At 70.8% G+C, this 23127-nt stretch carries 28 protein-coding genes; 16 read left to right on the top strand and 12 right to left on the bottom strand.

What is annotated here, in order from left to right; all coding sequences use genetic code 11:
• The first annotated feature begins 117 nt into the window (after window positions 1-117).
• Window positions 118-690 carry a hypothetical protein gene (locus R1Z03_RS12880; protein ID WP_317351401.1) on the top strand — a complete coding sequence of 191 codons (573 nt, stop codon included), beginning with the start codon at window positions 118-120 and terminating at the stop codon, window positions 688-690.
• Between the two features lie 48 nt (window positions 691-738).
• On the opposite strand, the gene R1Z03_RS12885 is transcribed toward R1Z03_RS12880, so the two are convergent.
• Window positions 739-1242, bottom strand: coding sequence for a hypothetical protein (locus tag R1Z03_RS12885; protein ID WP_317351404.1), 504 nt, complete (start codon window positions 1240-1242; stop codon window positions 739-741).
• Between the two features lie 80 nt (window positions 1243-1322).
• On the opposite strand from R1Z03_RS12885, the gene R1Z03_RS12890 reads away from it, so the two are divergent.
• From R1Z03_RS12890 to R1Z03_RS12940, 11 genes are all read left to right on the top strand, one after another.
• Window positions 1323-2198 carry a PA4780 family RIO1-like protein kinase gene (locus tag R1Z03_RS12890; RefSeq protein WP_317351407.1) on the top strand — a complete coding sequence of 292 codons (876 nt, stop codon included), beginning with the start codon at window positions 1323-1325 and terminating at the stop codon, window positions 2196-2198.
• 192 nt (window positions 2199-2390) lie between these two features.
• The gene (locus tag R1Z03_RS12895; protein WP_317351410.1) at window positions 2391-2729 is read left to right on the top strand and encodes a hypothetical protein; all 339 of its coding nucleotides are present in this window, start codon (window positions 2391-2393) and stop codon (window positions 2727-2729) included.
• A 130-nt stretch (window positions 2730-2859) separates the two neighbouring features.
• Window positions 2860-3471 (top strand): DUF1439 domain-containing protein, encoded by a 612-nt coding sequence (locus R1Z03_RS12900; RefSeq protein WP_284431625.1) that lies wholly within the window; start codon window positions 2860-2862, stop codon window positions 3469-3471.
• A 368-nt stretch (window positions 3472-3839) separates the two neighbouring features.
• Window positions 3840-4982 carry a mechanosensitive ion channel family protein gene (locus R1Z03_RS12905; protein WP_317351413.1) on the top strand — a complete coding sequence of 381 codons (1143 nt, stop codon included), beginning with the start codon at window positions 3840-3842 and terminating at the stop codon, window positions 4980-4982.
• Window positions 4983-5102: 120 nt separating this feature from the next.
• Window positions 5103-5354: a hypothetical protein gene (locus tag R1Z03_RS12910; RefSeq protein ID WP_272566672.1), complete on the top strand. Its 252-nt coding sequence runs from the start codon at window positions 5103-5105 to the stop codon at window positions 5352-5354.
• A gap of 267 nt (window positions 5355-5621) precedes the next feature.
• Window positions 5622-6671 (top strand): SDR family oxidoreductase, encoded by a 1050-nt coding sequence (locus R1Z03_RS12915; RefSeq protein ID WP_284424405.1) that lies wholly within the window; start codon window positions 5622-5624, stop codon window positions 6669-6671.
• An 80-nt stretch (window positions 6672-6751) separates the two neighbouring features.
• A complete protein-coding gene (locus tag R1Z03_RS12920; protein ID WP_272566674.1) occupies window positions 6752-7123 on the top strand; it encodes a hypothetical protein in 372 nt (123 codons plus the stop codon).
• A gap of 135 nt (window positions 7124-7258) precedes the next feature.
• Window positions 7259-7687: a VOC family protein gene (locus tag R1Z03_RS12925; protein ID WP_317351417.1), complete on the top strand. Its 429-nt coding sequence runs from the start codon at window positions 7259-7261 to the stop codon at window positions 7685-7687.
• 24 nt (window positions 7688-7711) lie between these two features.
• Window positions 7712-8227: a GyrI-like domain-containing protein gene (locus R1Z03_RS12930; RefSeq protein WP_317351419.1), complete on the top strand. Its 516-nt coding sequence runs from the start codon at window positions 7712-7714 to the stop codon at window positions 8225-8227.
• A 330-nt stretch (window positions 8228-8557) separates the two neighbouring features.
• Window positions 8558-9622 (top strand): pirin family protein, encoded by a 1065-nt coding sequence (locus tag R1Z03_RS12935; protein WP_317351422.1) that lies wholly within the window; start codon window positions 8558-8560, stop codon window positions 9620-9622.
• Window positions 9623-9715: 93 nt separating this feature from the next.
• Window positions 9716-10180 (top strand): hypothetical protein, encoded by a 465-nt coding sequence (locus R1Z03_RS12940; protein ID WP_272566678.1) that lies wholly within the window; start codon window positions 9716-9718, stop codon window positions 10178-10180.
• On the opposite strand, the gene R1Z03_RS12945 is transcribed toward R1Z03_RS12940, so the two are convergent.
• Entirely contained in the window at window positions 10167-10406 is a 240-nt protein-coding gene (locus R1Z03_RS12945; protein WP_317351425.1) for a hypothetical protein, read from the bottom strand. The two genes, R1Z03_RS12940 and R1Z03_RS12945, sit on opposite strands and share 14 nt — an antisense overlap.
• A 93-nt stretch (window positions 10407-10499) precedes the next feature.
• On the opposite strand from R1Z03_RS12945, the gene R1Z03_RS12950 reads away from it, so the two are divergent.
• Window positions 10500-10970 carry a peptidylprolyl isomerase gene (locus tag R1Z03_RS12950; RefSeq protein ID WP_272566680.1) on the top strand — a complete coding sequence of 157 codons (471 nt, stop codon included), beginning with the start codon at window positions 10500-10502 and terminating at the stop codon, window positions 10968-10970.
• Between the two features lie 117 nt (window positions 10971-11087).
• On the opposite strand, the gene R1Z03_RS12955 is transcribed toward R1Z03_RS12950, so the two are convergent.
• The 6 genes from R1Z03_RS12955 to R1Z03_RS12980 form a co-directional block, all read right to left on the bottom strand.
• Complete coding sequence (locus tag R1Z03_RS12955) at window positions 11088-12092, bottom strand: spore coat U domain-containing protein (RefSeq protein ID WP_284431620.1); 1005 nt, start codon at window positions 12090-12092, stop codon at window positions 11088-11090.
• Window positions 12089-14461 (bottom strand): fimbria/pilus outer membrane usher protein, encoded by a 2373-nt coding sequence (locus R1Z03_RS12960; RefSeq protein WP_317351430.1) that lies wholly within the window; start codon window positions 14459-14461, stop codon window positions 12089-12091. The genes R1Z03_RS12955 and R1Z03_RS12960 overlap by 4 nt, the downstream gene beginning before the upstream one ends.
• Window positions 14448-15299 (bottom strand): fimbria/pilus periplasmic chaperone, encoded by an 852-nt coding sequence (locus R1Z03_RS12965; RefSeq protein WP_317351433.1) that lies wholly within the window; start codon window positions 15297-15299, stop codon window positions 14448-14450. Before R1Z03_RS12965 ends, R1Z03_RS12960 begins: the two co-directional genes overlap by 14 nt.
• Window positions 15293-15919, bottom strand: a complete 627-nt coding sequence (locus R1Z03_RS12970; protein WP_317351436.1) for a spore coat protein U domain-containing protein — start codon at window positions 15917-15919, stop codon at window positions 15293-15295. The genes R1Z03_RS12965 and R1Z03_RS12970 overlap by 7 nt, the downstream gene beginning before the upstream one ends.
• A 45-nt stretch (window positions 15920-15964) precedes the next feature.
• Entirely contained in the window at window positions 15965-16525 is a 561-nt protein-coding gene (locus tag R1Z03_RS12975; protein WP_317351438.1) for a spore coat protein U domain-containing protein, read from the bottom strand.
• Window positions 16526-16866: 341 nt separating this feature from the next.
• Entirely contained in the window at window positions 16867-17739 is an 873-nt protein-coding gene (locus tag R1Z03_RS12980; protein ID WP_272566685.1) for a gamma-glutamyl-gamma-aminobutyrate hydrolase family protein, read from the bottom strand.
• Window positions 17740-18030: 291 nt separating this feature from the next.
• Between R1Z03_RS12980 and R1Z03_RS12985 the strand changes: the two genes are divergently transcribed.
• Window positions 18031-18378, top strand: coding sequence for an HPF/RaiA family ribosome-associated protein (locus R1Z03_RS12985; RefSeq protein ID WP_272566686.1), 348 nt, complete (start codon window positions 18031-18033; stop codon window positions 18376-18378).
• A 78-nt stretch (window positions 18379-18456) separates the two neighbouring features.
• On the opposite strand, the gene R1Z03_RS12990 is transcribed toward R1Z03_RS12985, so the two are convergent.
• From R1Z03_RS12990 to R1Z03_RS13000, 3 genes are all read right to left on the bottom strand, one after another.
• The gene (locus R1Z03_RS12990) at window positions 18457-19401 is read right to left on the bottom strand and encodes a TIGR03915 family putative DNA repair protein (RefSeq protein ID WP_317351443.1); all 945 of its coding nucleotides are present in this window, start codon (window positions 19399-19401) and stop codon (window positions 18457-18459) included.
• A complete protein-coding gene (locus tag R1Z03_RS12995; RefSeq protein WP_317351446.1) occupies window positions 19401-20720 on the bottom strand; it encodes a putative DNA modification/repair radical SAM protein in 1320 nt (439 codons plus the stop codon). Before R1Z03_RS12995 ends, R1Z03_RS12990 begins: the two co-directional genes overlap by 1 nt.
• A gap of 138 nt (window positions 20721-20858) precedes the next feature.
• Entirely contained in the window at window positions 20859-21533 is a 675-nt protein-coding gene (locus R1Z03_RS13000) for a TetR/AcrR family transcriptional regulator (RefSeq protein ID WP_317351449.1), read from the bottom strand.
• 88 nt (window positions 21534-21621) lie between these two features.
• Here R1Z03_RS13000 and R1Z03_RS13005 point away from each other — a divergent pair, with 88 nt between their 5' ends.
• Together R1Z03_RS13005 and R1Z03_RS13010 are read left to right on the top strand one after the other, a co-directional pair.
• The gene (locus R1Z03_RS13005) at window positions 21622-22035 is read left to right on the top strand and encodes a VOC family protein (RefSeq protein ID WP_317351452.1); all 414 of its coding nucleotides are present in this window, start codon (window positions 21622-21624) and stop codon (window positions 22033-22035) included.
• Between the two features lie 22 nt (window positions 22036-22057).
• Entirely contained in the window at window positions 22058-22465 is a 408-nt protein-coding gene (locus R1Z03_RS13010) for a YciI family protein (RefSeq protein ID WP_317351455.1), read from the top strand.
• Window positions 22466-22496: 31 nt separating this feature from the next.
• On the opposite strand, the gene R1Z03_RS13015 is transcribed toward R1Z03_RS13010, so the two are convergent.
• Window positions 22497-23054 (bottom strand): DUF924 family protein, encoded by a 558-nt coding sequence (locus R1Z03_RS13015; protein ID WP_317351458.1) that lies wholly within the window; start codon window positions 23052-23054, stop codon window positions 22497-22499.
• Window positions 23055-23127 lie beyond the last annotated feature (73 nt).

Consider the following 23127-nt stretch of genomic DNA (forward strand, 5'->3'; position numbering starts at 1 on the left):
GGGCGGGACGTCACGGCGATACTGGCGGGCCGACCGCACCCGCCCGGCCGGCGTTCTGCCGGGTCCAGCGTCTCCCCTTGTTTCTTCAACCAACGAACCCGACCACGAAGGCATGCCATGAATTTTCCGTCCCACCGATGGCTCCGCGCCGGCTTCGCGCTGGTCCTCGCCTGCCTGCTGTCCAGCGCACCCTGGGCGGCCGAGCTGAGCGCCAAGCGGCAGGCGCTGCTGATGTCCATGTTCAAGGAAGACGCTGTGCTCACCGAGCAGGTGCACCGCGACTTCTGGGCGGGCGTGGACGTCTCCGACGCCGCCGCCACCGAGGCCGCGCAGGACCGACTGGCCGCGGCCATGCGCAATTCGATCGAGTACGAGCGCGCGACGGCACTGAGCTATCAGGCCAGCATGAAGCAGCGCAAGCCCGTGGTGAATCCGCGCTACGAGGCGGCCCTGAAGGACCGGCTGGCCATGCTGAAGGCGCGCAACCTGGCGCCCGACGACGTGCTGGCCAAGGACAAGGCGTTTCGCGCCTCGCTGGTGCCGATCTCGCGCGGCAGGCCGTTCGAGGCCGATGGCAAGCGCATCGTGATGACGCCTGCTCTGGTCGATGCGGCATTGCAGCGCGTGGAGGCTTCGCACCAGCGGTTGGAGCGTCTGCTCAATCCGGTGTGGGCCGGTGCCGGGGGCTGACACGGCCCGCCTTGCGGTGCAGCAGATGCACCGAGGCTGGAGGCCTGTTCACTTGACGGAAGGGAAGGTGAAGTCTGCGCCCATCAGCCCTTCACAGGCCTCGCAGTAGAGGTAGTACGTGGTCTGGTGAATTTGCAGCACACCCCAGCCCGTCGCGTTGTCCAGCGACAGCCGGCCTTTTTTCCGGTTCGGCAGTTGCAGTTGCGCTTCGGCCTGGCAGTCGCCCTGGTCCAGGCTCTGGAGGTAGTGGTACCGGGCGCTTCGGACGGCATGCTGCCAAAAATAGGCCACCCGGCGGGTGTCGATGGAAAGGTTTTCGCAGTTCGCATCCCCGCCTTGCACGCTGTGTGCGGCGCCCTGGGCGATGTGAATCGCAGAGAGGCGGCCGATGGCGTGGATTGCATGGGCGGGGGTGCGCGCGTCGGCCTGCGCCATGTTCGTTCCGCAAAGCGCCCACGCGATGCCCCACATTGCCACGCCATGGCCAAGGCGGCGGAGGTCGGGTGGGCCGCCGCGTTTCAGGCGCCGGGCAATGGTTGTCTTCAAAATCATTGGCATGGACGTGGAGGGGGCTTCATGGATGCGCCCGGCGCAGGAGCATAGGCGGTCTTGCCAGGGGGCAAAATGCCCCGATGAAAGCTCCCCCCAGACTCCAGTCCCTCATCGAGGAAGGCCTCATCGACACCGTGGTGCGCCAGCTCATGAGCGGCAAGGAAGCCATGGTGTACGTGGTGCGCTGCGGCGACGAAACGCGCTGCGCCAAGATCTACAAGGAGGCCACGCACCGCAGCTTCCGGCAGGCGGTGGACTACACCGAGAACCGCCGGGTCAAGAACTCCCGCTCGGCCCGTGCGATGGCCAAGGGCAGCAAGTTCGGCCGGCAAGCGCAGGAGGCCGCGTGGCAGAGCGCCGAGGTCGATGCGCTCTACCGCCTGGCGGCAGCCGGCGTGCGCGTGCCGCAGCCGTTCAACTTTCACGAGGGCGTGCTGCTCATGGAGCTGGTGACCGACGCGCACGGCGATGCGGCGCCGCGACTGAACGACGTGGCGTTCACGCCCGAGCAGGCCCGGGCGCACCATGCCACGCTGATCGCCGAGGTAGTGCGCATGCTGTGCGCGGGCGTGGTGCACGGGGACTTGTCCGAATTCAACATCCTGCTCGCCCACGTGCCTGGCGCCGGTGCGGACGAAGGCGCCGAGGGCCCGGTCATCATCGACCTGCCCCAGGCCGTGGATGCGGCGGGCAACAACCATGCGCCGCGCATGCTGCTGCGCGACGTGGCCAACCTGCGCGATTTCTTCGGCCAGTTCGCGCCCGAGTTGCGGGCCACCGAATACGGCCCCGAGATCTGGACCCTGTACCAGAGCGGCCAGCTCACGAACGAGACACCGCTCACCGGCCGCTACGAGCGCCGCCATGCGGATGTGGACCTGCAGGCGGTGATGCGCGAGATCGACGATGCGCGGGCCGAGGATGCAGCGCGCCGGCTGCGCATGGCGGGCGGGTAGCGGCAAGGGCGCGCGCGGGGCGGGGCTCACAAACCTTCACAAAACAGGCGCACGCGCACGGGGGTTGCCCTGCAAAATCGTCGACCGGGCGAAATGGCCGGACTTCCCAGCCGCGCGCCGCCTTGGGGGCCGCCGCCGAGCCCGCGCACGGCCCTGCCGTGCCTTGGCGATGACACCACCGGAGCCGCACCCATGAACCCAGCCACCTGCGCGATCTGCGGCCAGCCCCTGGACGATGCGGCCGAGGGCGCCTATGGCGACTGGGTCGCGTTTGCCGACCACGACAACCACGCGCTGCCCGAGCCTGGAAGCCGGGCGCTCGGTCTGGCCTATTTTTGCGCGGAGCACCTGGCCCGGGCCCGTGAGCGCGCCGCATGGCGTTGTCACGATGCAGTGCAGGCCCTTCGCCTGCATGCCGGCGCGCAGGCTGCAAGCGCGCTGCAGGCCCTGTCCGCCCCGGCGCCGCTGGGCGGGGCTGCGGAGGCCGTCACCGCCCCGCAGTCGCCCTGGTGGCAACGCTGGTGGGGCTGACGTGCGGGCCGGGGCCATGGGGCTGGCCGTCGCCCGCCTGCGCCGCCGGCCGGGAACTGATCGGCCTGCCCACGGTCAGTCACTGCCGTTGCTGGTCTTTTCTTTTCTGCACATGAGGGTGTCCGCCACGATGGTTGCTTTCCGTTCGATTCCGCACCCCGCGCACTCCAAGCCCTCCACAGCACCCCGTGGCGTTTTCCGGGCCGTCTGCGCCGCGCTCGCCCTGGCCGCCTGCGCCGTGGCGCCCCAGGCCTGGGCGCAGAGCTACACGATCTCCGCCGAGCAGATGCAGGGCGCCGTGGCCGAGAAGTTCCCCCGCCGCTATGCGCTGGGCGGCCTGATGAACCTGGATGTGCAGGCGCCCCGGCTGCGGCTGCTGCCGCAGCAGAACCGGCTGAACGCCGACATGGACGTGACCGCCTCGGGTCCGCTGCTGCAGCGCCGCTACGCCGGCGCGTTCGATGTGGACTTCGCGCTGCGCTACGAGCCATCGGACCGCACGATCCGCGCGCACCAGCTGCATGTGAACGCGCTGCGCCTGGAGGGGCTGCAGCCGCAGGCCGCGGAAATGCTCGACATCTATGGCCCGCAGCTGGCCCAGCAGACGCTGAGCGAGGTGGTGCTGCACCAGTTGCGGCCGCAGGACCTGGCCGTGCCGGATGGCCTGGGCATGCAGCCGAGCAGCATCACGGTGACGGACAAGGGGCTGGTTGTGCGCTTCGAGCCCAAGGCCGCACCTTAGAAAGGAAAGTGTTCACCGCTTTTTCGGGGATGGCTCTTCTACCCGCGGGGCCAGTGCCTTTCCGGGCGGTTTGCCGCGTTGCCGCGTTTGCACGCAAGCCCCTGCCATTGGCGGCGCACCGCGCCTTGCATCCCGCGTTGGAGATGTGCTGAGCGCCGGGCCCGGCGCGCCGCAGGGCAGGTGCGGCGTGGTCCTACCCCGGTCCGGCCCGGCGTTTTTTACGATGGGTGCTTTCCGGCGCGGCCACGCAGCGCCGTTGCGCACGGTCCCGCCGTGCCCGCAGGGGCCACCGGCCCCTCCCGCCCCATTCCTTTCATGCCACCGGCGGCGCCTCGCGCGCGGCCCGGTCCTTCTTTTCAAGGAACTCCATGAACACGCCATCCTTCACCTCGTGGTTCCAGACCGAAACGCTCTGGGGCCTGTCCCTGGTCAGCCTGGCGCTGGCGCTGGCCGCGGCGCTGGGCGCGTACCTGGCCATGTCGCTGCTGCTGGGCGTGGCCGTGCGGCGTGCGCGGCGCCTGGCCGAAGCGCAGGGCGGCAGCCACCGCACGGCGGGCGTGGTGTACGAGCTGCTGGCCGGCACCAGCCGGCTGCTGGTGTTCGTGGCGGCCGTGCTGGTGGGCGTGGGCATGCTCGATCTGCCGGGCCGCTGGGCCACGCGCGTGGGGCAGCTGTGGTTCCTGGCACTGGCGCTGCAGGTGGGGCTGTGGGGCACGCGCGCGGTGGCCCTGGGGATCGCGCGCTACCGCACGCACCACGGCCTGGCCGCCGCGGGCGACGCGGCGCCGTTCAGCGCGTCGGCCACGCTGCTGTCCTGGGGGCTGCGCACGCTGCTGTGGGCCACGGTGCTGCTGGCCATGCTGTCCAACCTGGGGGTGAACATCACGGCGTTCGTGGCCAGCCTGGGGGTGGGCGGCATCGCGGTGGCGCTGGCGGTGCAGAGCATCCTGGGCGATCTGTTCGCCTCGCTGGCGATCGCGGTGGACAAGCCGTTCGATGCGGGCGATTTCATCGTGGTGGGCGGCGTCGCGGGCACGGTGCAGCGCATCGGCCTCAAGACCACGCGCATCCGCAGCCTGGGCGGCGAGCAGGTGGTGATGAGCAACACCGACCTGCTCAAGCAGACCATCAACAACTACCGCTACCTGCAGGAGCGGCGCATCGTGTTCCAGTTTCGCGTGCCCTACGGCACCACGGCCGAGCAGGCCGAGGCGGTGCCGCAGGCCGTGCGCCGCATCATCGAGGCCGAAGACCAGGCGCGCTTCGACCGCGCGCACCTGCAGGGCTTCGTCGAGAACGGGCTGCAGTACGAGGTGGTCTACATCGTGCTGGACCCGGCCTACAACGTGTACATGGACCTGCAGCAGCGCATCAACCTGTCGCTGATGCGCGAACTCGCCGCGCTGGGCGTGGACTTCGCCGTGCCGGCGCGCACGGTGCAACTGGCCGCGCCGGCGGGCGGGCCGCCGCCCGGGGGCTTTCTGCGCGTGCAGCAGCCGGCGACGGCCTGAGCCGGCGCGGTTGGTGCGAGCCGGCGCGGCAGGGCGCCGTGGCCCTTGCGGGCCCCGTTGGTTAAAGTAGCGGCCCTCGCCCCCAGGGCGCCCTCGATCCCCAACCCGGCAGAAAACCCCATGACCCAGGACCCGGCTCGACAGAGCGAATTGAAGAAGATGGAGCTGTGCGATGGCTGCGCCGGCATCCAGCGCAACTGGCGCCGCGCCCCCGGCCATGCCGAACTGGTGCAGCGCGGCAACCGCAAGGAAGAGCGCGACCACGGCCTCGTCACCATCACCCGCTACCAGTGCGACCGCTGCGGCACGGCGTGGGAGTACGAGAACGACAAGACCGACCAGCGCGCCGGCTGGTCCGTGGTGGGGCGCTGAAAGCCTGCCAAGGCGTGGCCACCGGATGCTATTAAATAAATAGCATGACGCCCTAGTGGATATTGCGCTGGCGGCCTGCAGGAGTCGCCATGCCGTGCTCCGTGGTGTGGCCCGTGCGGCCGCCTTTCCGGCACCGTCCTACGCCCGGGCCCGCGATCGGGGGATACAACGGCCATTGGAAGGCGGCGCCTTCGCGTCTGGGTGGGTCACTGCATTCAGGCGCCCGCGCCGTTCGCAGCAACGACGACCCCAAGGAATCCCGGCCCCATGCTCTTTGCCCGCTCCCCGACCCCCGATCCCGAAACGTCTGCCGACCAGGCCCCGGCCGCGCCCCTGCCCGAGCGCACGGTCGTCGTCATCACGGGCGCGTCCAGCGGCATCGGGCACGCCACGGCGCTGGCCTTCGCCCGGCGCGGCGCGTGCATCGTGCTGGCCTCGCGCGACGCGGGCACCCTGTCTGCGGTGGCGCTGGCCTGCCGGGCCGAGGGCGGCACCGCCATTGGCGTGCCCACCGACGTGACCGATCCCCAGGCCGTACAGGCCCTGCGGGCCAAGGCGCTGCGCCATTTCGGCCACATCGACGTGTGGGTGAACAGCGTGGGCGTGGGCGCCGTGGGCCGTTTCGAAGACGTGCCCGTGGCCGCGCACCGCCGCGTGCTGGAGTCCAACCTGCTGGGCCACCTGCACGGCGCGCACGTCGTGCTGCCGCACTTTCGCGAACGCGGCCGCGGCACGCTGGTCAACCTCATCTCGATGGGCGGCTGGGTGCCCGCGCCCTATGCGGCGGCCTACACCGCGAGCAAGTTCGGCCTGCGCGGGCTGTCGGAAAGCCTGCGCGCCGAGGTGTCCGACCTGCCCCACGTGCACGTGTGCGACGTGGCCCCCACCTTCGTCGATTCGCCGGGCCTCTCGCACGGCGCCAACTACACGGGCCGCAGCATCCGGCCGCCGCTGCCCATGGTGGACCCGCGCCGCGTGGCCGATGCCATCGTGGGCCTGTCCACCCGCCCGCGCGACGTGACCTGGCTCGGCGCGCCCGCGCTGCCCGGCCGCCTGGCCCACGCGCTGGCGCCGGCCAGCGTGGGCCGCGCGATGCGCTGGCTCGCCGATGCGGCGCTGCGGCGGGCGCGCGAAGTGCCCGCGTCCGAAGGCAACCTGTTCAAGCCGTCGCGCGGCACCGCCATCGACGGCGGCCACCGCGATCACCGCGACAGCCGGCTGGCCGCCGTGGCCGCGCTCGGCGTGGCGGGCCTGGTCTGCGGCTGGTGGCTGGCCACGCGCGAGACCGGCAGTGACGGCACCGGCCGGCAGCCTTGACTTGACGCGCCACGCACCGCAGGGGCCTGTGCGCAAGTCCCGGGTGGCCCCCGTTTCGTTGGAACTGAAAGGATGAGTCCATGACCGCTTCCTCGCTCTCCCAGGCCGCGCGCGCCGCGCAGACCTTCACGCTCTATGCGGCCGGCGGCCGCGTGTACGCCAGCAACGTGCGCGACAAGCTCATCGACCTGGGCGGGCTGACCGAGGCCCAGGGCCGCTACGGCTATGCGCTGGATGGCGGCGACCAGGTGGCGCGAGACGGGTTTCCCAGCCCCGAGGACGCGCTGGCGGACATCGCCGGCACCGTCACCTTCCTGTACCTGGACGGGCAGTTCACCGCGCTCGAAGACCTGTCCGATGGCCGCAGCCCGGACCTGAGCGACGTGCCGCAGATCCAGATCAGCCTGGATGCGCTCGGCCATGGCGAGCCGGCCATCGCCGCCGATATCTGACCGATGGCCCTGCGCCCCGGGTCCGGGAATCCCCGGTGGACGCTGTCCGGCAGGCCGGCTATGGTTTGTGAACGGTGTTCACAATCGTGATGGGCGCCGCACCCGGCCCCGGCGCGGGCCGCCAGGAGACGACGCATGAAAGTGGAACCCTACCTGTTTTTCGACGGCCGGTGCGAAGAAGCGCTGGCGTTCTACCGCACGGCTCTGGGCGCGGAGGTCACCGCGCTGATGCGCTTTTCGGACAGTCCCGCCCCGACCGATGCGTCCGGTTGCGCGGGCGCGGCCCCGCCGCCGGGCGACAAGGTCATGCACGCCGCGTTCCGCATCGGCGAGACCACGCTCATGGCCTCTGACGGCATGAACGGAGGGCAGCCCGTGTTCCAGGGCATGTCGCTGTCGCTCAACCCGGCCGACGAGGCCGAGGCCCGGCGCCTGTTCGCCGCGCTGTCCGAGGGCGGCCAGGTGCAGATGCCGCTGTCGCCCACCTTCTTCTCGCCCGCGTTCGGCATGGTGGCCGACCGGTTCGGGGTGCCGTGGATGGTGGTGTGCACGCCCGCTGCCTGACCGGCCTGCCCTGATGCCGAACGCGTGCCATCGCCCCTCCGATTGACCACCACGGCCCCCGCGCCCGCTCAGCCCATGATCGACACGCCCCACATCGCCGACCTGCCCGCCCGCCCCACGGCGTTCATCCACGTCACCTGCACCCGCGAGGAGATCCAGCACGTCATGGGCCAGGGCGTGCGCGACCTCATGGACGCCGTCGCCGCCCAGGGCGCCTCGCCCGCCGGCCCCTGGTACACCCACCACCGGCGCCGGCCCACGGACACCTTCGACTTCGAGATCAGCGTGCCCCTGGCCACGCCCATCGGCCCGCACGGCCGCATGCAGCCCGGCGAGTGGCCCGCCATGCGCGTGGCCCGCACCGTGCACCGCGGGCGCTATGAAGACCTGGCCGGCGCCTGGGGCGAGTTCCTGCAATGGATCGAGGGCGAGGGCCTCACGCCCACGGGCGAGCTGTGGGAGTGCTACCTGACCGGGCCCGAGACCGGCTCGGACCCCACCGCCTGGCGCACGGAGCTGAACCAGCCGCTGCAGGATTGAGCGGCCTGCCAGCTGCGTTGGGGCGGATTGCTATTGAATCGATAGCAATGCGGGCATGCAAATCGCCGGCATGGACTGGTTTTTCCTTGAAATGCAGGCTTGGAATGGCATGGCAGTGCGGACCCGTCCCGTCCCTGCGGCATGATCCGCGCGCGGGCCACTGTTCCATCCCCGCACCAGTCCGTCCTGCCGCGCCCGCGTTGCAGCGCCGCCGGCCGCCCCCATGTGCAGTGACAGACCATGCCGCCGCATGGCCCGCGCCACGCTGGCCGCACCCCACCGTGCATGCCGGGCGCCGGGGCCGCGCGCGGCGCCACCCAGGAGCTTTCCATGCCAGCCGTTGCCGACACCCCCATCCTGAACACCCAGCCCCTGGGCCCGCTGTGGCCCACGGTGGACCCGTTCCTGTTCTGCGCCCACCACGACGACGCCTACCCGCCCGGCAATGCCGAACTGGGGCCCGATGCGCCGCTGGACGGCCGGCAGATCGGGCAGGACTTCTCGCGCCGGGACGGCTGGAGCATGTACCACGGCGACGTGGTGCCCGGGTTCCCGCCGCACCCCCACCGCGGGTTCGAGACGGTGACCATCGTGCGCAAGGGCCTCATCGACCATGCCGATTCGCTGGGCGCCGCCGCCCGCTTCGGCCAGGGCGACGTGCAGTGGCTCACCGCCGGCGACGGCGTGGTGCATTCCGAGATGTTCCCGCTGCTGGACCGCACCGGGCCCAACCCGCTGGAGCTGTTCCAGATCTGGCTCAACCTGCCGGCGCGTTCCAAGCGGGTCGATCCGCACTTCACCATGTTCTGGTCCGGTGACATTCCGCGCGTGGTGGACCCCGGCACGGACGGCGGCGGCGCCACCCACGTGGCCGTGGTGGCTGGCCGGCTGGGCGAGGCCGCGCCCCTGGCGCCCCCGCCGGGATCGTGGGCCGCGCAGGCCGATGCCGACGTGGCCATCTGGACGCTGCGCCTGGAGCCCGGCGCGCGCTTCACGCTGCCCGCCGCCACCGGCGAGGGCACCCGGCGCATGCTGTACTTCTTTGCCGGCGGCGGCGTCACGCTGGCGGGCCGCCCGGTGGACCACGCCGCGCTGGAGTTGCGCGCGGGCGAGGCGGTGGCACTGCACAACGGCGGCACGGCCGACGCCGAATTCCTGCTGCTGCAGGGCCGGCCCCTGGCCGAGCCGGTGGTGCAGTACGGCCCCTTCGTGATGAACACGCAGCAGGAGATCGCCGAGGCCCTGGCCGACTACCGCCGCACCGGCTTCGGCGGCTGGCCCTGGGGCGATGCGGCGCCGGTGCACGGGCCGACCCTGGGCCGGTTCGCGCAGCGGCCGGGCGCGGCGCCGGACGTGCCCGCGCCGGTGGATGTGGGATTGCCATCGGCCGGGTGATCGGACTGTCATTTTTTGTGTGCAAATGGTTATTGCCGTGGGATGGAGAGGCCCGATTTAGCATCTGTGCTCCCTCACTACCGGAGTCGATGGATGGGGCAGTGCTACGCCGCAGGCGATTTCAAAAAATACTTCAACGAGAACATGCAGGATTTGGGCTTGCCCGTGCCGTCCACGCTGTTTGATACCTACAACACGGCCCTCAGCACGGCCTCGACGATGGTGGGGACCCTGGCCACGTTGGGCAAAGGCGCCACGATGGCTGAACTGGTCGGCGCCACTGTGGGTCTGGAAAAGCTGGCGGTGGCTGCCTCCATCGGAGCCTCCGCGTACACCGGAGCGGCCATCGGCAGCATCGCGGTGGCTGCGGGGCGCTCACTCGGCTGTGGATCACGCATGTCCGATCTTTTCGTGATGGCTCGCCAGAACAAACTGGAGTTCGATGGGCTGGCAGCCTTCTATGCCAACAACCCCCAGGTCATTCAGAAAAATCATCCGGGCCGGGCACGCTTTGGAATGCAAGCCAAAATCGCTCCGTCCAATTTCAGCTATGCGTGATGAATAGCCTTCTATTCCTGCTGCTTTGCATCGTGTTGGCGGTGCTCGCTTGGGGCGCTTTCCAGTTTCTGGGCCAGTACGCATTTTTGGTCATGGTCGTCGTCGTCGTGGCGTTGCTTGTCAGCAGGGTGGGAAAACCGAAGTTCAGGCAGAAAAAGTAGCCGTTCGTGGAATCGGGGAACTGCTGCGAGGCCGTTTTCCGGGTGATCTGGCTGCGGGCACCCATGGCGCGCGCGTTGCTCGACAATGCAGGCCTGCACCGCCGGGCGCACGCCGCCCGGCTTCGACCGATTCACCGACCTGTCCGGACCCTCCCTCCATGAACATCTCCAAAGACACCGCCGTCACCTTGAGCTACAAGGTCACCACGCCGCAGGGCAAGCCGCTCGATTCCGGCCACATGGCGTACCTGCACGGCGGCTACGACGGCATTTTTCCGAAGGTGGAGGCCGTGCTGGACGGCCAGGCCACGGGCTTTGCCACCACGCTGGACCTGACCGCGGCCGAGGCCTTCGGCGAGCGTGACGAAAGCCTGGTGCGCACCATCCCCAAGAGCGAGTTCCCGCCCGGCGTGAAGGTGGGCGGCCAGCTGCGCGGCGCGGGCAACGACGGGCGCGAGCACGTGTTCAACGTGGTCAAGATCAAGGGCCCCGAGGTGCACCTGGACGGCAACCACCCGCTGGCCGGCCAGGCGCTGCGCTTTTCCTGCAAGGTGACCGAGGTGCGGCCGGCTTCGCCGGAAGAAGTGGTGCACCGCCATGTGCACGGCGGGCACGGCCACCACCATTGATCGGGGCGTTCATGGGCATTTGCTATTAAAAATATAGCTAAATGCCCTAGTGTTGATTGCGCTGGCGGCCTGTTCGGCTGGATTTTCGGGACGGACGGGCTGGATGGGTGGTGCGGCTCAGAACTGCACGTCCACCACCACGTTGTCCAGGTAGGTGCCCTCCACCGGCGCGGCCTGGTCGGGATACACGCGGGCGCGGTACGGAAACACGTGCGACCCCGTGCCGTTGGCGATGCCGCCCGCCGGGCCGGACGTGGCCTGGCTGCTGGACACGCGGGAGCCGACGGTCGTGCCCCAGGGCGTGGTGCCCGCGCCGAAGAAGATGTCGTAGGCCAGCCGGTTGCTGCCGTTGGCCATCTGGCGCCGCCCGCCGCTCGGGTTGCTGCCCGGCCCCAGGCCGACGGTGTAGACCATGCCGCTGGTGCACACCATCGCCACCTGCGACGCGGCCTCGCCGAAGCCCGTGGGCAGCGCGGCGCTGCCGAAGTTGATGGCCCCGGGCGTGATGAGGCAGTCGTTGTTCACCTGCAGTTCCACCGTCACGGTGCGCGTGGCCGTGCCGGCGTACACCGTGCCCAGGCAGGTGGCGAGCAGGCCCGCGCCGTCGCACAGGTTGTAGGTCCAGGCCAGCCGCAGGGTGTCGCGGTAGGTGCCGGCCGGGACGTTGGCGTTCAGCGTGGCGATCTGCACCGGCACGGTGGCCTTGCGGTTGGGCAGCAGGGTGAGGATGTTGGCCCCGGTGGCGTTGATCACCAGCAGGCCCGACGAATAGGTGAGCCCGCTGCCGTTGCCCGCCTGGTAGCCGATGGCCTTGGTGCTGTCGCTGATGTTGCGCAGCAAAAAGCCGTTGTCGCTGGTGAGCGTGGCCCGCAGCACGCTGTCGGTGGACAGCAGCGACAGCAGCCCGGAGCCGCAGGTGATGGAGAAGCTGCCTGGCGTGGTCAGGCTGCCGTCGCGCACGGCGAAGGAAGACGCGGCGCCCAGCGAGGCGCCGGTTTCCGCATAGGTGCAGACGGCGGCGAACGCCGGTGCGCCGGCGGCGAGGGTTGCCAGGGTGAGCAGGCTGCGCACGGCCTGCCCCGGCCCGGCGAAGGGAGAGGGCCGGCGGCCGGACGGGCTCACGATTGCATCTCCGGGCCGGCGTCGGCCGGCGCGTCGCCCGTGCGGCACACCACGCGCAGGTCGCGCGTGCCGGCGTAGGCCTGTTCGCTGAATGCGCCGCGGCACACGGCTCCGTCCGGCAGGCGGGCCACCAGCGTGTTGCGGGCCTGCAGCGCGGTGAGGTACACCACGCCGTCCCAGCCCACCACCGTGGGCACGTTGCCCTGCTCGTGGACCACGGCGGTGCCGGCTGGCAGCGGCGCGCCCCGGCCGTCCACCAGCGTGATGGTGGCGGTGCGCACGCGCATCACCGGCAGCCGCACCAGGGTGCCGGTGCCGCGCGCCACCGCCACGCGCTTTTCCAGGCTGGGGGTGTGCACGTCCGCCGGCAGCGAAAGCGGGTCGATCTCGTAGCGGCCTTCGTAGTAGGCCGGCACCTCCGGCACGAGCAGGTAGCCGCGGGCGTTGGTGCGGCCCACCCGCTGGTGGTTGAAGAGCACCGGCACGTCCGCCATGCCGTCCGTGGACACCAGCGCGAAGCCGTCGCTGATGCGGTTGGAGGCGAAGGCATAGCCGTCCATCAGCCCGATCGATCCGGCCGCGCCCGCAAAGCGCGTGCCGTGGCCGGCCATGCCGTAGGCGCCGCCCTGCACCGTCATGGTGTCGCCGCGGTAGAGCGCCGAGGCCTGGCTGTAGCGGTTCGCCTGGCCGCCCACGGTGTGGCCCAGGTTCCAGCCGAAGCCGCCGTCCGATGGCACGGTGCGCTGCAGGCTGGCCTGGGCCTGCGTGGTGCCGTCGCCGTAGCGGGCCACGGCGGTCTGCGCGCTCGACTGGGGCCCGAGCACGTAGGTGAGCTGCAGGCGCATCTGCGTCTGGCCCGTCTCCAGCGTGCGGCCGGCGGTGAACGACAGGTAGCTGCGGTCCCCGAGCGGCGCGCTGTAGCCGGCGTAGGCCAGCCGGCTGCGCTGGCCCTCGCGGCTTTGCAGGTCCACCCAGCCCACGCTGAACGAGCCGCGCGCCACGTTCAGGCTGGCATCGAGCTGCCGCGTGCGGCGCGGCAGCTGAAAGCCGTCGTCGGCATAGGTGCTGGCATCGCCGTAGCCGGGCGTGCGCTGCAGCTGCTGCAGGGAGATGCCGCCGCCCGTGCTCTGGAACTGGTAGCCCAGGCCGAGCTGCCAGCCGCCGCGGTCGCGCTGCGCCTGCCCCCGCGTGACGGAGGCATTGGCGACCCCCAGCAGGCCCAGCCGCAGCAGCCCGCCCGCGCCGGCCACGCCGAGCCCGCGGCCCGCCTGCGCCTGGGTTTCGAGGGTGAACGCTTCGGTGATGCCCTGGCGGTACACGCCCGAGGCCAGGGGCCGGCCGTAGGACAGGCTGCGAAAGCCGTAGGCGCGCCGCAGCGCCCCCAGCGACAGCGAGTAGTCGGTCCAGCCCGGGCGCAGCAGCTGCGTGTTGACGTAGAACGGCACCGAGGTCAGCACCTGCCGCCCGAGCGCGTCGGTGGTCACCACCGAGGCCGTGCCCGAGCCGTTCACCGTGGGCAGCTCGCCCAGCGTGAACGGGCCCGGCGCGACGGCCCGGTTGGCCGCGCGAAAGCCGTTGATGAACACGTCCACCGCCGAGGGCACGGCCGCCTGGCCCGAGAAGGCGGGCAGCGGATAGGTCACCAGGTCGGGCCGGATGCTGAAGTTGCGCGACCACTGCACGCCGCCCATGCGCACCGGCGTGCTCCACGGCAGCGAGCCGGTGATGACGTCGCCGTACACGGTCTGCGTGGCCTCCTGCGTCTCGGGCCGGGTCCACTGCGTGTCGTAGCGCACGTAGCCGGTCGACATGCCGGTGGCGCCGCGGCGCAGGATGCCGGTGCTGGACACCACGCCGGGCTCGCCGAAGTACCGGGCCTCGGACCAGACCGACGAGGTGGTGCGGCCCTGCGTGGTCATGGCGTAGGCGTCGTAGTTGAACAGCACGCCGCTGCCTCCGCCCAGCGGCAGCTGCGTGCGGCTGTGGTCGGCCAGGTCCTGCATCGGCAGCCATTCTGGCGGCACTTGCAGCAGCAGGCGCTGGCCCAGGCTGTCGTACTGGGCCGAGACGCCGGGCAGGGTGTCCACCGCCACGGGAGCGCCATCCGGCTCGGGGGTCTGCACGTGCAGCTCGCGCAGCGTTTCCGCGTCGATCTCGTAATGGGGGCCGCTGTGCTGCACCTTGACGACCTCGCCGGTGGTCCTTCCGTTGACCACGATCTCCAGGAACAGCGTGACCGGGGCGCCAGCATGCGCGTCCGGCACCGGATAGTCGCTGGCGCTGAGCAGGCGCGGCAGGCATGCCGCCAGCACCCCCCACCGGGCGATGCGGGTGCGCAGCGGAGAGGGGCGCGGTTCATTGCGATGCACGGGGCAGCTGGGCTTCGCGCCCGTTGACCGTCACCATCAGGTCGTGGTCGGGTGAGGGCGGCGGCGCCAGGTCCAGCGGCATCTGGCCATGGGGCAGCACGTAGTTCAGCACGTCCTTGGGCGGCGCCGCACGGCTGCCGCCGCGCGCCCAGGCGACGGAAGTGATGCGCGCGTGCGACGCGCCATGGTTGTGCACCACGACCTGGCCGGTGCGGCCAGCGCCCGTGAGGGCCCACGACAGTTCGGGGGTGATGACGGTGGTGCCATCGACCAGCGACCGGGTGTCGGCCAGACGCTGCGGCAGCGTGTCCGGCCCGTAGACGAAGAGCGGGATCGCATAGCGGATCTGCAGGCGCACGGCCACCGCCGCGTCGCTGGGCAGCGCCTGGGGCGTGCGCGATGCGCCGGCCGAGGGAGGTGTTGGTGCGGGCGGGTCCGGGGGCGTCGGGGGTGTGGCGGCGGGCAGTTCGTCCACCAGCACGCGGTAGGCCTGCTCGGTGCGCGCCGGCACCGGCTGTGTGGACAGCAGGCGCACCATCTGGCGCTGGCCCGGTGGAATCTGGCTGATGGGCGGGCTGGCCACCACCTCGCGCTGCGCCTCGAAGCGGTCCTGCCCGTCGGCCTGGCGCCACTGGAACACCCGCACCTGCATCGACACGGGCTCGGCGCCGCGGTTTTCCAGCCACAGCGCCACCGCGCGCTGCGGGCCGGTAATGACCGGGTCCACGGGCCAGATCATGATCGGCGTGGCCGCATGCGCCGGTGCGGCCGCCGGGCCGATGCCGCAGAGGCAGATCAGGGCCAGGGCGAGCGCGAGGAAACGGTGCAGCGTCACCACGACAGGGTCACCTGCACGGTGTCGGTGTAGGTGCCGGCGCTGAGCCCGGAGCCCGGGAACGTCGCGGTGGCCTGGATGGGCAGCGCCGTGGGTGTGGCGCCCAGCGCCATGTCCGCCGCCACGTTGGGCAACAGGGCCGGCGAGCCGGCCGCGACCAGCGTGAGCGCATAGGGAATGAACTGCGAGCCGTTGGAGAGCCGGCGCTGCGCGCCGCTGGCGTGCAGGCCGCTGCCCACCGTCACCCGCAGTGTGGTGCCTGGCGTGCACAGCACCTGGGCCTGCGTGCCGGAGCCGCCCGTGGCCATGACGCTGTGCGTGCCGGTGCGCACGGGTGAATGCACGCCGAAGTCGAGCAGGCCGAACGACAGCCCGGTGGTCTGCGCGCTGCCCGAGATCTGGCAGCCGCGGGCTACGGTCGCGCTCACCGGAATCGTGGCCGTGGTGGCGATGGGCGTGGCGGCCTCGGCGGGCGCGGCGACCCACGCCGGCAACGCCGCGAGCACCGCCACCGAGGCGGCTTGGCGCACGCGCGCCGGGGTGGGGTGCGGCCTGCGGAAAAGGAGCACAGGGCTTTTCAGGGCGTGCATGGGCCCACCATGCCGTCCGATGGCTTGCATCATGGGTGTCCTCCGGGCGGGCCGGGCGCGTGGCCGGCCGCCGAGCTGTCAGAACGTCAGCGTGACCCCGAGCGTGTCGGTGTAGGCGCCGAAGGGCAGCGACTGGCTGCCAGTCTTGTTGACCTGCCCGTAGATGGGCAGATTGAACGCCGCTCCCGCCGTGGGAATGGCGACATTCGCCACCGGCGTGTTGAGCGGGTAGGGCGTGGTGTGGCTCGCGTCCTGGTACACCTCGTAGGGGATGTAGGCCGAAGCGGAGTTCATCGCCCGCGTGCCCACGCCCACCCCGGCGCCCTGGCCGGCATGCAGCCCGCCGCCCACCGTCACGCTGATGACGGTGATCTCTGGCGAGCACAGGATCTGCGTGGTGCCCGCCCCGCCGGCGCCGCCCGTGGGGGCCGCGCTCACGGTGCCCGTGAACGTCGCGGGCTGGGTGCCGAAGTCCAGCGTGCCGAAGCTCACGCCGGACTGCCCGCCCGAACTGCCCGAGATGACGCAGCCCGTGCTGATGCGCATGGTCGCCTGCAGGTTGCCGGTGAGGGTGTCCGCCGCCGCGGTGCCGGGCCCGGCCACGAGGGCCAGGCAGGACAAGGCCACCGCGGCAGGCATCGCGCGCAACGGCAGTCTGGGGGACGGGTCGGTGTGGGTTCCGCGCGGCGTGGCGCCTGCGGCTGACGGTCTCGTTGGCATCGCTTTCCCCTATTCGTTGCAGGAAGAAAATTTCGATGGGACAGTGGTCTACGTCGTCTTGCAGCTCTCCAAGCTGCACTGTCTCCGGACACAGTTATTGCACATTTACACGGTAGGCTTTCGCGTTGCTAACAAATGGTAACAATTAGCTGGAAAAGCGCGCATTGATTGTTGCAACGCGAAACAGCCACCACAACGCTGTGCCGTCTGGCGGTGGCGCTATCGTTTTTGATAGCTACGGTTGAGGTAGCGCGCGCCCCTCAGCGGCGCAGCAAAAGGGCCTGCCGGAGCAGTCGAGCGGCACGATCCCGGATCTGGAAGGGGCTGTGGCCCGGCAACGGACGCACTTTGGAGCGCGAACAGGCCGCCAGGAAGTCTTCCAGGATGGGGGCGTCGTCCATGGTCTGCGACGAGCCGGGCTTGAAGAATTCCGGGTGCCACTGGGTGGCGGCGATGTAGCCCCGCCCACGCTGCGGGCGCCGCCGGATCGCCTCCGGCACGCCGTCGGGATGGCTCCAGGCCTCGATCTCGAAGCCCGGTGCGAGGTTCTTGATGCCCTGGTGGTGGATGCTGTTGACCACCACGCGCTGCTGGCTTGGGTACATCTGCGACAGCCGGGTGCCGGGCACCAGCTCCACCTCGTGGAAATGCTGGTCGTAGGTCACCGCATTGCGGTGCTGCTGGGCGCCGGGGTGCTGGGTTTCGATGTCCTGGTAGAGCGTGCCGCCGAAGGCCACGTTGATCAGCTGCAACCCCCGGCACACGCCGAAGATGGGCTTGCCGGCCTGCTCGAAGGCTTCGACCACGGCCAGGTCGTACAGGTCGCGGATGCGGTCGCCCAGCCAGGCGTCCTTGAGCGGGACCTCGCCGTAGGTGCCGGGCCACACGTCGGACCCGCCGTGCATCACCACGCCATCGAGCCAGTCCGCGTAGTGCGCCAGGGTGACGTCGCCGCGCGCGGTCTCGCCGGTGGGGCAGGGCACCATCACCACCATCGCGCCGGCGGACATGATCCAGTGGGCGATCGACTGCTCCACGTACTGCAGCGTCTTGTTGGTGAACAGCGAGCGGGCGGGGTCCGCGTGGGAGAAGCAGGCGGACAGGCCGATCTTAAGGCGCTTGGAAGTGGACATGCTCAGCGGTCCGCGAAGGAGAATCGGCGGCGAATGGATGCGCCGCAGGTCATGGCAAAAGGCATCCGAACGTTGTAACACCCGCCCCCGGCACCGGCTGTAGGAACCGGCCGCTCCCGCCGTGGGCGCCTGCCCGACAGCCCGGCGGCGCCGCGCGTTGCGATGGCACCGGCGCTGCGATGTGCGACGATGCCCCCGGGTGGTGGCCGGAACGCGGTATCCACGCGTCGGTCCCGCCCTTTCGTCTTGCCCGGCCCCTGCCGGGCGCCATTGGAAAAAAGGAGCAACGCTATGCAAGTACAGGTGCACACCGACGACTACATCCAGGGCGGCGAATCGCTGGCCCAGTGGATCCATGACGAGACCAACAGCCGGCTTGCACGCTTTCGCGACCACCTGACCCGCGTGGAGGTCTTCCTGTCCGATGTGGATGCCGGCAAGTCCGGCGCGGCCGACAAGCGCTGCGTGGTGGAAGCCCGCGCGGCGGGCCGCCCGCCCGTCGCCGCCAGCGCCGATGCGGACAAGCTGGCCGATGCCTTCACCAGCGCGGTCGAAAAGGCGGCCCGCGCCCTCGACACCGACCTGGGCCGCCTCAAGGACCGCCACGGCCGCGAGACCATCCGCACTGCGACCGAGTGAGTCCGGCAGGGCCGGGCCTGCGCGGGCCCCGGCCCTCAGGGCATCGAACCGCCACGGCCCCGCTTTCGCGGGGCTTTTTTATTCCGCAGGCCTGGCGGCGGCGCGGCCGGGGCCTGCCGCGATGCGCCGGCGCGGCACGGTGCCGGGCGCCTCCACCATGCGCGTGCTGCGGGCCTGCGCCGTCTGCGCGAGTTCACCGATCAGCTTGGCCTCGGGCAGGTTCTTCCAGTAGCGCGTGGGCATCTCCTTGCGCATCATGTCCAGCTTCAGTCGCGCGGGGTTGAAGATGTTCCGGTAGTAGGTGAGCCACAGCGCCTCGCCCGCATCCGGTGGCGGCGCGTCGCTGCGCTGCGCCGCTGGGCCCCGGTGCAGCCGCTGGCCGTCCCAGCGCACGCTGGCGTCCGGCGTGAGGATGGCCCAGCGCATCTGGGTGAAGCGGCGCGCGAAGAACGGCGCGTTTGCCTCGGTGATCCAGTGGTCCGGCTCGAACCAGGCGATGTGCAGCGTGCCGCCGTCGGGCTCGGGCACGGGCCGGAACCGCACGAAGGCGCGCATCTTGTGCATGTCGCGCTTCACGGCGCGGTCCAGGTGCTGCAGCCCCAGGCGGTCGGGGTCCAGCGGGTCGTGGCGCAGGCCCGGCTCGTGCGCGAGCCGCCACAGCAGCCGGTACATCAGCGCGAAGCGGCCGGGGTCGCGGTGCAGCACCACGCGCTCGCACCGCTGCAGGAACTCGCGTGGCACCCGTAGCGGGGAGGCGGGCGGCGGTGCACCGGGCGAAAGGAATGCGCCCGGGGCGCTGTCCGTTGCCGGCGGGCCGGCGGCATCCGCCGTGCCGGCCTCTCCGGGCCCCTCGGCGAACAGGTCGCCCGCCGCGTCCGCGGCCGTGAACCATTGCACCTGCTGCGGCGGGTGGCCGCCTTGCAGCAGCGTGCGCGCCGCCGCGCGAAAGCCCGCCCAGTCGGTGGCGTGGCCCAGGGTCACGGTGGTGACCGCACCCGTGGTTGTGGTGGTGGCGTCGTCCATCAGCCGAACAACGAGGCCTGCACGGGCGGCGCGGGGGCGGCAGGCGCACCCGCCAGCAGGACCGGCCGTGCCGGCGTGGCGAAGAACGCCTGCAGGTGCACCGAATCGAGTAGGCGCCCCGGCCGATGGTCCACCGTCTCGACGAACGGCAGCACCTTCTTGAGCGGCACCCGCAGGCGCGACAGGTCGGCATGCCGCACGCGCCGCACCCGGCGCGAGGCCAGCAGCCGCTCCACCGAGCCCACGCCCAGACCGGGCACGCGCAGCAGCATCTCGCGCGGGGCGGTGTTGAGGTTGACGGGGAAGCGCTCCGGGTGCGCGATGGCCCAGGCGAGCTTGGGGTCCATGTCCAGCGACAGCATGCCGCCCTGGCGCGCGGGCACGATCTCCTCGTGCGCGAAGCCGTAAAAGCGCATCAGCCAGTCGGCCTGGTACAGCCGGTGCTCGCGCACCATGGGCGGGGCGGCCAGCGGCAGCGCGCGCGAGGCGTCCGGAATGGGGCTGAAGGCCGAGTAGTACACGCGCCGCAGGCGAAAGCCACCGTACAGCTGCGCGCTCGTGGCCAGGATGGTGCGGTCGTCCGCCGCATCCGCGCCCACGATCATCTGCGTGCTCTGGCCCCCCGGGGCGAAATGCGGCGCGGCGGCCCGCCGCGTGCGGCCAGGCAGCGAGACGACCTGCGCGGCGCCCTGCTGCTCGCGCCGGGCCTGCTTGGCTTCGGCGATGTGCCCGGCCATGCGCGCCATCGAGCGGCGGATGGCAGCGCCGTCCTTCTCGGGCGCCAACGCCGCCAGGCCCTGCGGTGTGGGCAGCTCCACGTTGATGCTCAGGCGGTCGGCGTAGCGGCCGGCGCGCTGCATCAGCTCGGGCGAGGCATCGGGAATGGTCTTGAGGTGGATGTAGCCGCGAAAGTCGTGCTCCTCGCGCAGCACGCGGGCCACCTCCACCACCAGCTCCATGGTGTAGTCGGGGCTCTGGATGATGCCGCTGGACAGGAACAGCCCCTCGATGCAGTTGCGCCGGTAGAAGTCGAGCGTGAGGTCCACCACCTCCTGCACCGTGAACCGCGCGCGCTGCACGTTGCTGCTCACGCGGTTCACGCAGTACAGGCAGTCGTACAGGCAGAAGTTGGTGAGCAAGATCTTGAGCAGCGAGATGCAGCGCCCGTCCGGCGCGTAGCTGTGGCAGATGCCCGAGCCCTCGGTGGAGCCGATGCCGCGCCCACCCACGGAGTTGCGTGGCGCCGCGCCGCTGGAGGCGCACGAGGCGTCGTACTTGGCGGCGTCGGCGAGGATGGCGAGTTTGGCGTCGAGAATCACTGTATGAATTTACAGTGATGTGCGGCGGGCCGCAATGAAAATCTGCTGTGCTACTAAAAATATAGCACTATGCCCTAGCAACATATGCGCTGGAGGCCGATCGGGCCATGATCCCTGCAGGCTGGAAAGGCCTGCCGATCACAGGCCTTTTTCCACCATGTCCAGGAGCCGCTGGGCCACGCGGTCCATCTGCGGCCCCACCGCGCGGCCCAGGGGGCCGTCGATCACCAGCAGGGCCAGGCCGTGCACCGCCGACCAGGCCAGGAACTCCGCCCCGGGCCGCCGCTCGGCGGGCAGCACGCCGGCCGCCACCATGCGGTCCAGCGCGGCGCCCAGCAGCTGGAACGGGTCGAGCCCGGCCGCGCCGCCCTTGTCGGCATGGTGCGGCGTTTCGGGGCCGATGTCGCCCGAAGCGGCGAAGGCGGCATGGAACAGGCCCGTCTCCTCGCGCGCGAAGCGCAGGTAGCCGGTGCCCACCGCGCGCAGGCTGCGCCGGGCCTGATCGGGCGGCGCCAGGCCGGCGGGGATGGCGGCCAGTTCGGCTTCCATGGCCCGCGCCACGCGGGCCAGCGCGACGGCGCGCACGGCCTCCAGCAGGTCCTGGCGATTGGCGAAGTGGCGGTAGGCCGCGTTGGGCGCCACGCCCGCCCGGCGCGTGGCCTCGCGCAGCACCACGGCCTGCGGGCCGCCCTCGCGCGCCAGCGCCACGCCCGCGTCCAGCAGGGCGCGGCGCAAATCCCCGTGGCGGTAGGTCTGGCGCTGCGGCGTGGCTTTGGGGGGCAGGTTCGGGGCCTGCGGGGCGGGTTCGATCATGCGGGTTTGTCGATGTGGACGCTGTCCATTGTGTCTGCTAAGGTTTTTGAACGGCGTACACAAGCCCCGTCCTTTTTTGGAGATGTCCATGGCCACCCAGATGTTCGTGAACCTGCCCATCCAGGACCTGCCCCGGTCCGTCGCGTTCTTCACCGCGCTGGGTTTTCGCTTCGACCCGCGGTTCACCGACGACAAGGCCACCTGCATGATCGTGGGCGAGCACAGCTTCGCCATGCTGCTCACGCAGCCGTTCTTCCAGACCTTCACCGACAAACCCGTGAGCGACGCGCACCGCACCACCGAGGTGTTGATCTGCCTGTCGCGCGACAGCCGGGCGGCCGTGGACGAGATCGTGCGCCAGGCGGTCGCCGCCGGCGGCAAGGCGCCGCGCGCGGCGCAGGACCACGGCTTCATGTACCAGCACGGCTTCGAGGATCCGGACGGGCACCTGTGGGAGGTCATGTTCATGGAGCCCGGCGCCATTCCCCCCACCGAGTCCTGACCCCTGCCCCGGAGGCCCCGCTATGCGATTCATGCTCTTGATGATTCCCCACGGCTACGAATCCGCCGCGCCCGGCACCGTGCCCGAGGCCGAGGCCGTCGCGGCCATGATGGCCTACAACGAAAGCCTGCAGGCCGCCGGCGTGCTGCGGTCGCTGGAAGGCCTGCACCCGCCGTCGGCGGGCGTGCGCATCACCTTAGAAGGCGGCGCCCCCCAGGTGCAGCCCGGGCCCTTTCCCGGCGTCGCCGAGGTGCTGGGCGGGTTCTGGATCATCGAGGTGGCCTCCCGGGAGGAAGCGATCGCCTGGGCCTCGCGCTGCCCGGCGTCGGGCAACGAAACCATCGAGGTGCGGCAGATCCAGGAGATGTCGGACTTCCCGCCCGATGTGCAGGAGGCCGCCAAGGGCTTCGCCGAAATGCAGGGCCGTTGAGGGGTGCTGAGGCGCGCCCCGCAACAGCTCCTCAGAACGCGCTGCCGGGCTCCTGCAGGAAGGCCGTCTCCTGCGGCGTCGAAGGGCGGCCCAGCACGGCGTTGCGGTGCGGAAAGCGGCCGAAGCGCGCCACGATGTCCCGGTGCCGCACCGCGAAGTCGAGGTTGTTGGCGTTGCCGAGCTGCGTGAACAGCGCGACCGATCGCGCCTGCACCGCAGCGGACTCGCTGTGCATGAACGGCATGTAGAGAAACGCGCGCCACGCGGTCGGCAAGGCGGCGTCGGCCTGGGCCGCCACCGCCTCCTGCGCGAGCACCAGGGCCATGCCGTCGTGCGCGAACGCCTGGGCGCTGTCGCGGTGCAGATTGCGGGAGAACTGGTCCAGCACGATCACCTCCGCCAGCCGGCCCTGCGGCGTGGCGCGCCAGTCCCACAGCTCGGCTTGCGCCGCCTCGTGGTGCAGGCGGGCGAAGCGGTCGCGGATGGCGGCGTCGAACGCTGCGTCCTTGGCGAACCATTGCTGGGGCGTGGTTTCCTCGAACCAGAAGGTCAGCACATGGCGTGCGGCATCGGGCAAGTCAGGATGCATGGCGGATCGGATCCAGAAAGGGTGGGAGACGAAAGAAAGCCGCCGTGCCCGGCAGATGCAGGGAAACGGCGGC

Source organism: Acidovorax sp. BLS4 (assembly GCF_032929295.1).
Lineage (GTDB): Bacteria > Pseudomonadota > Gammaproteobacteria > Burkholderiales > Burkholderiaceae_C > Paracidovorax.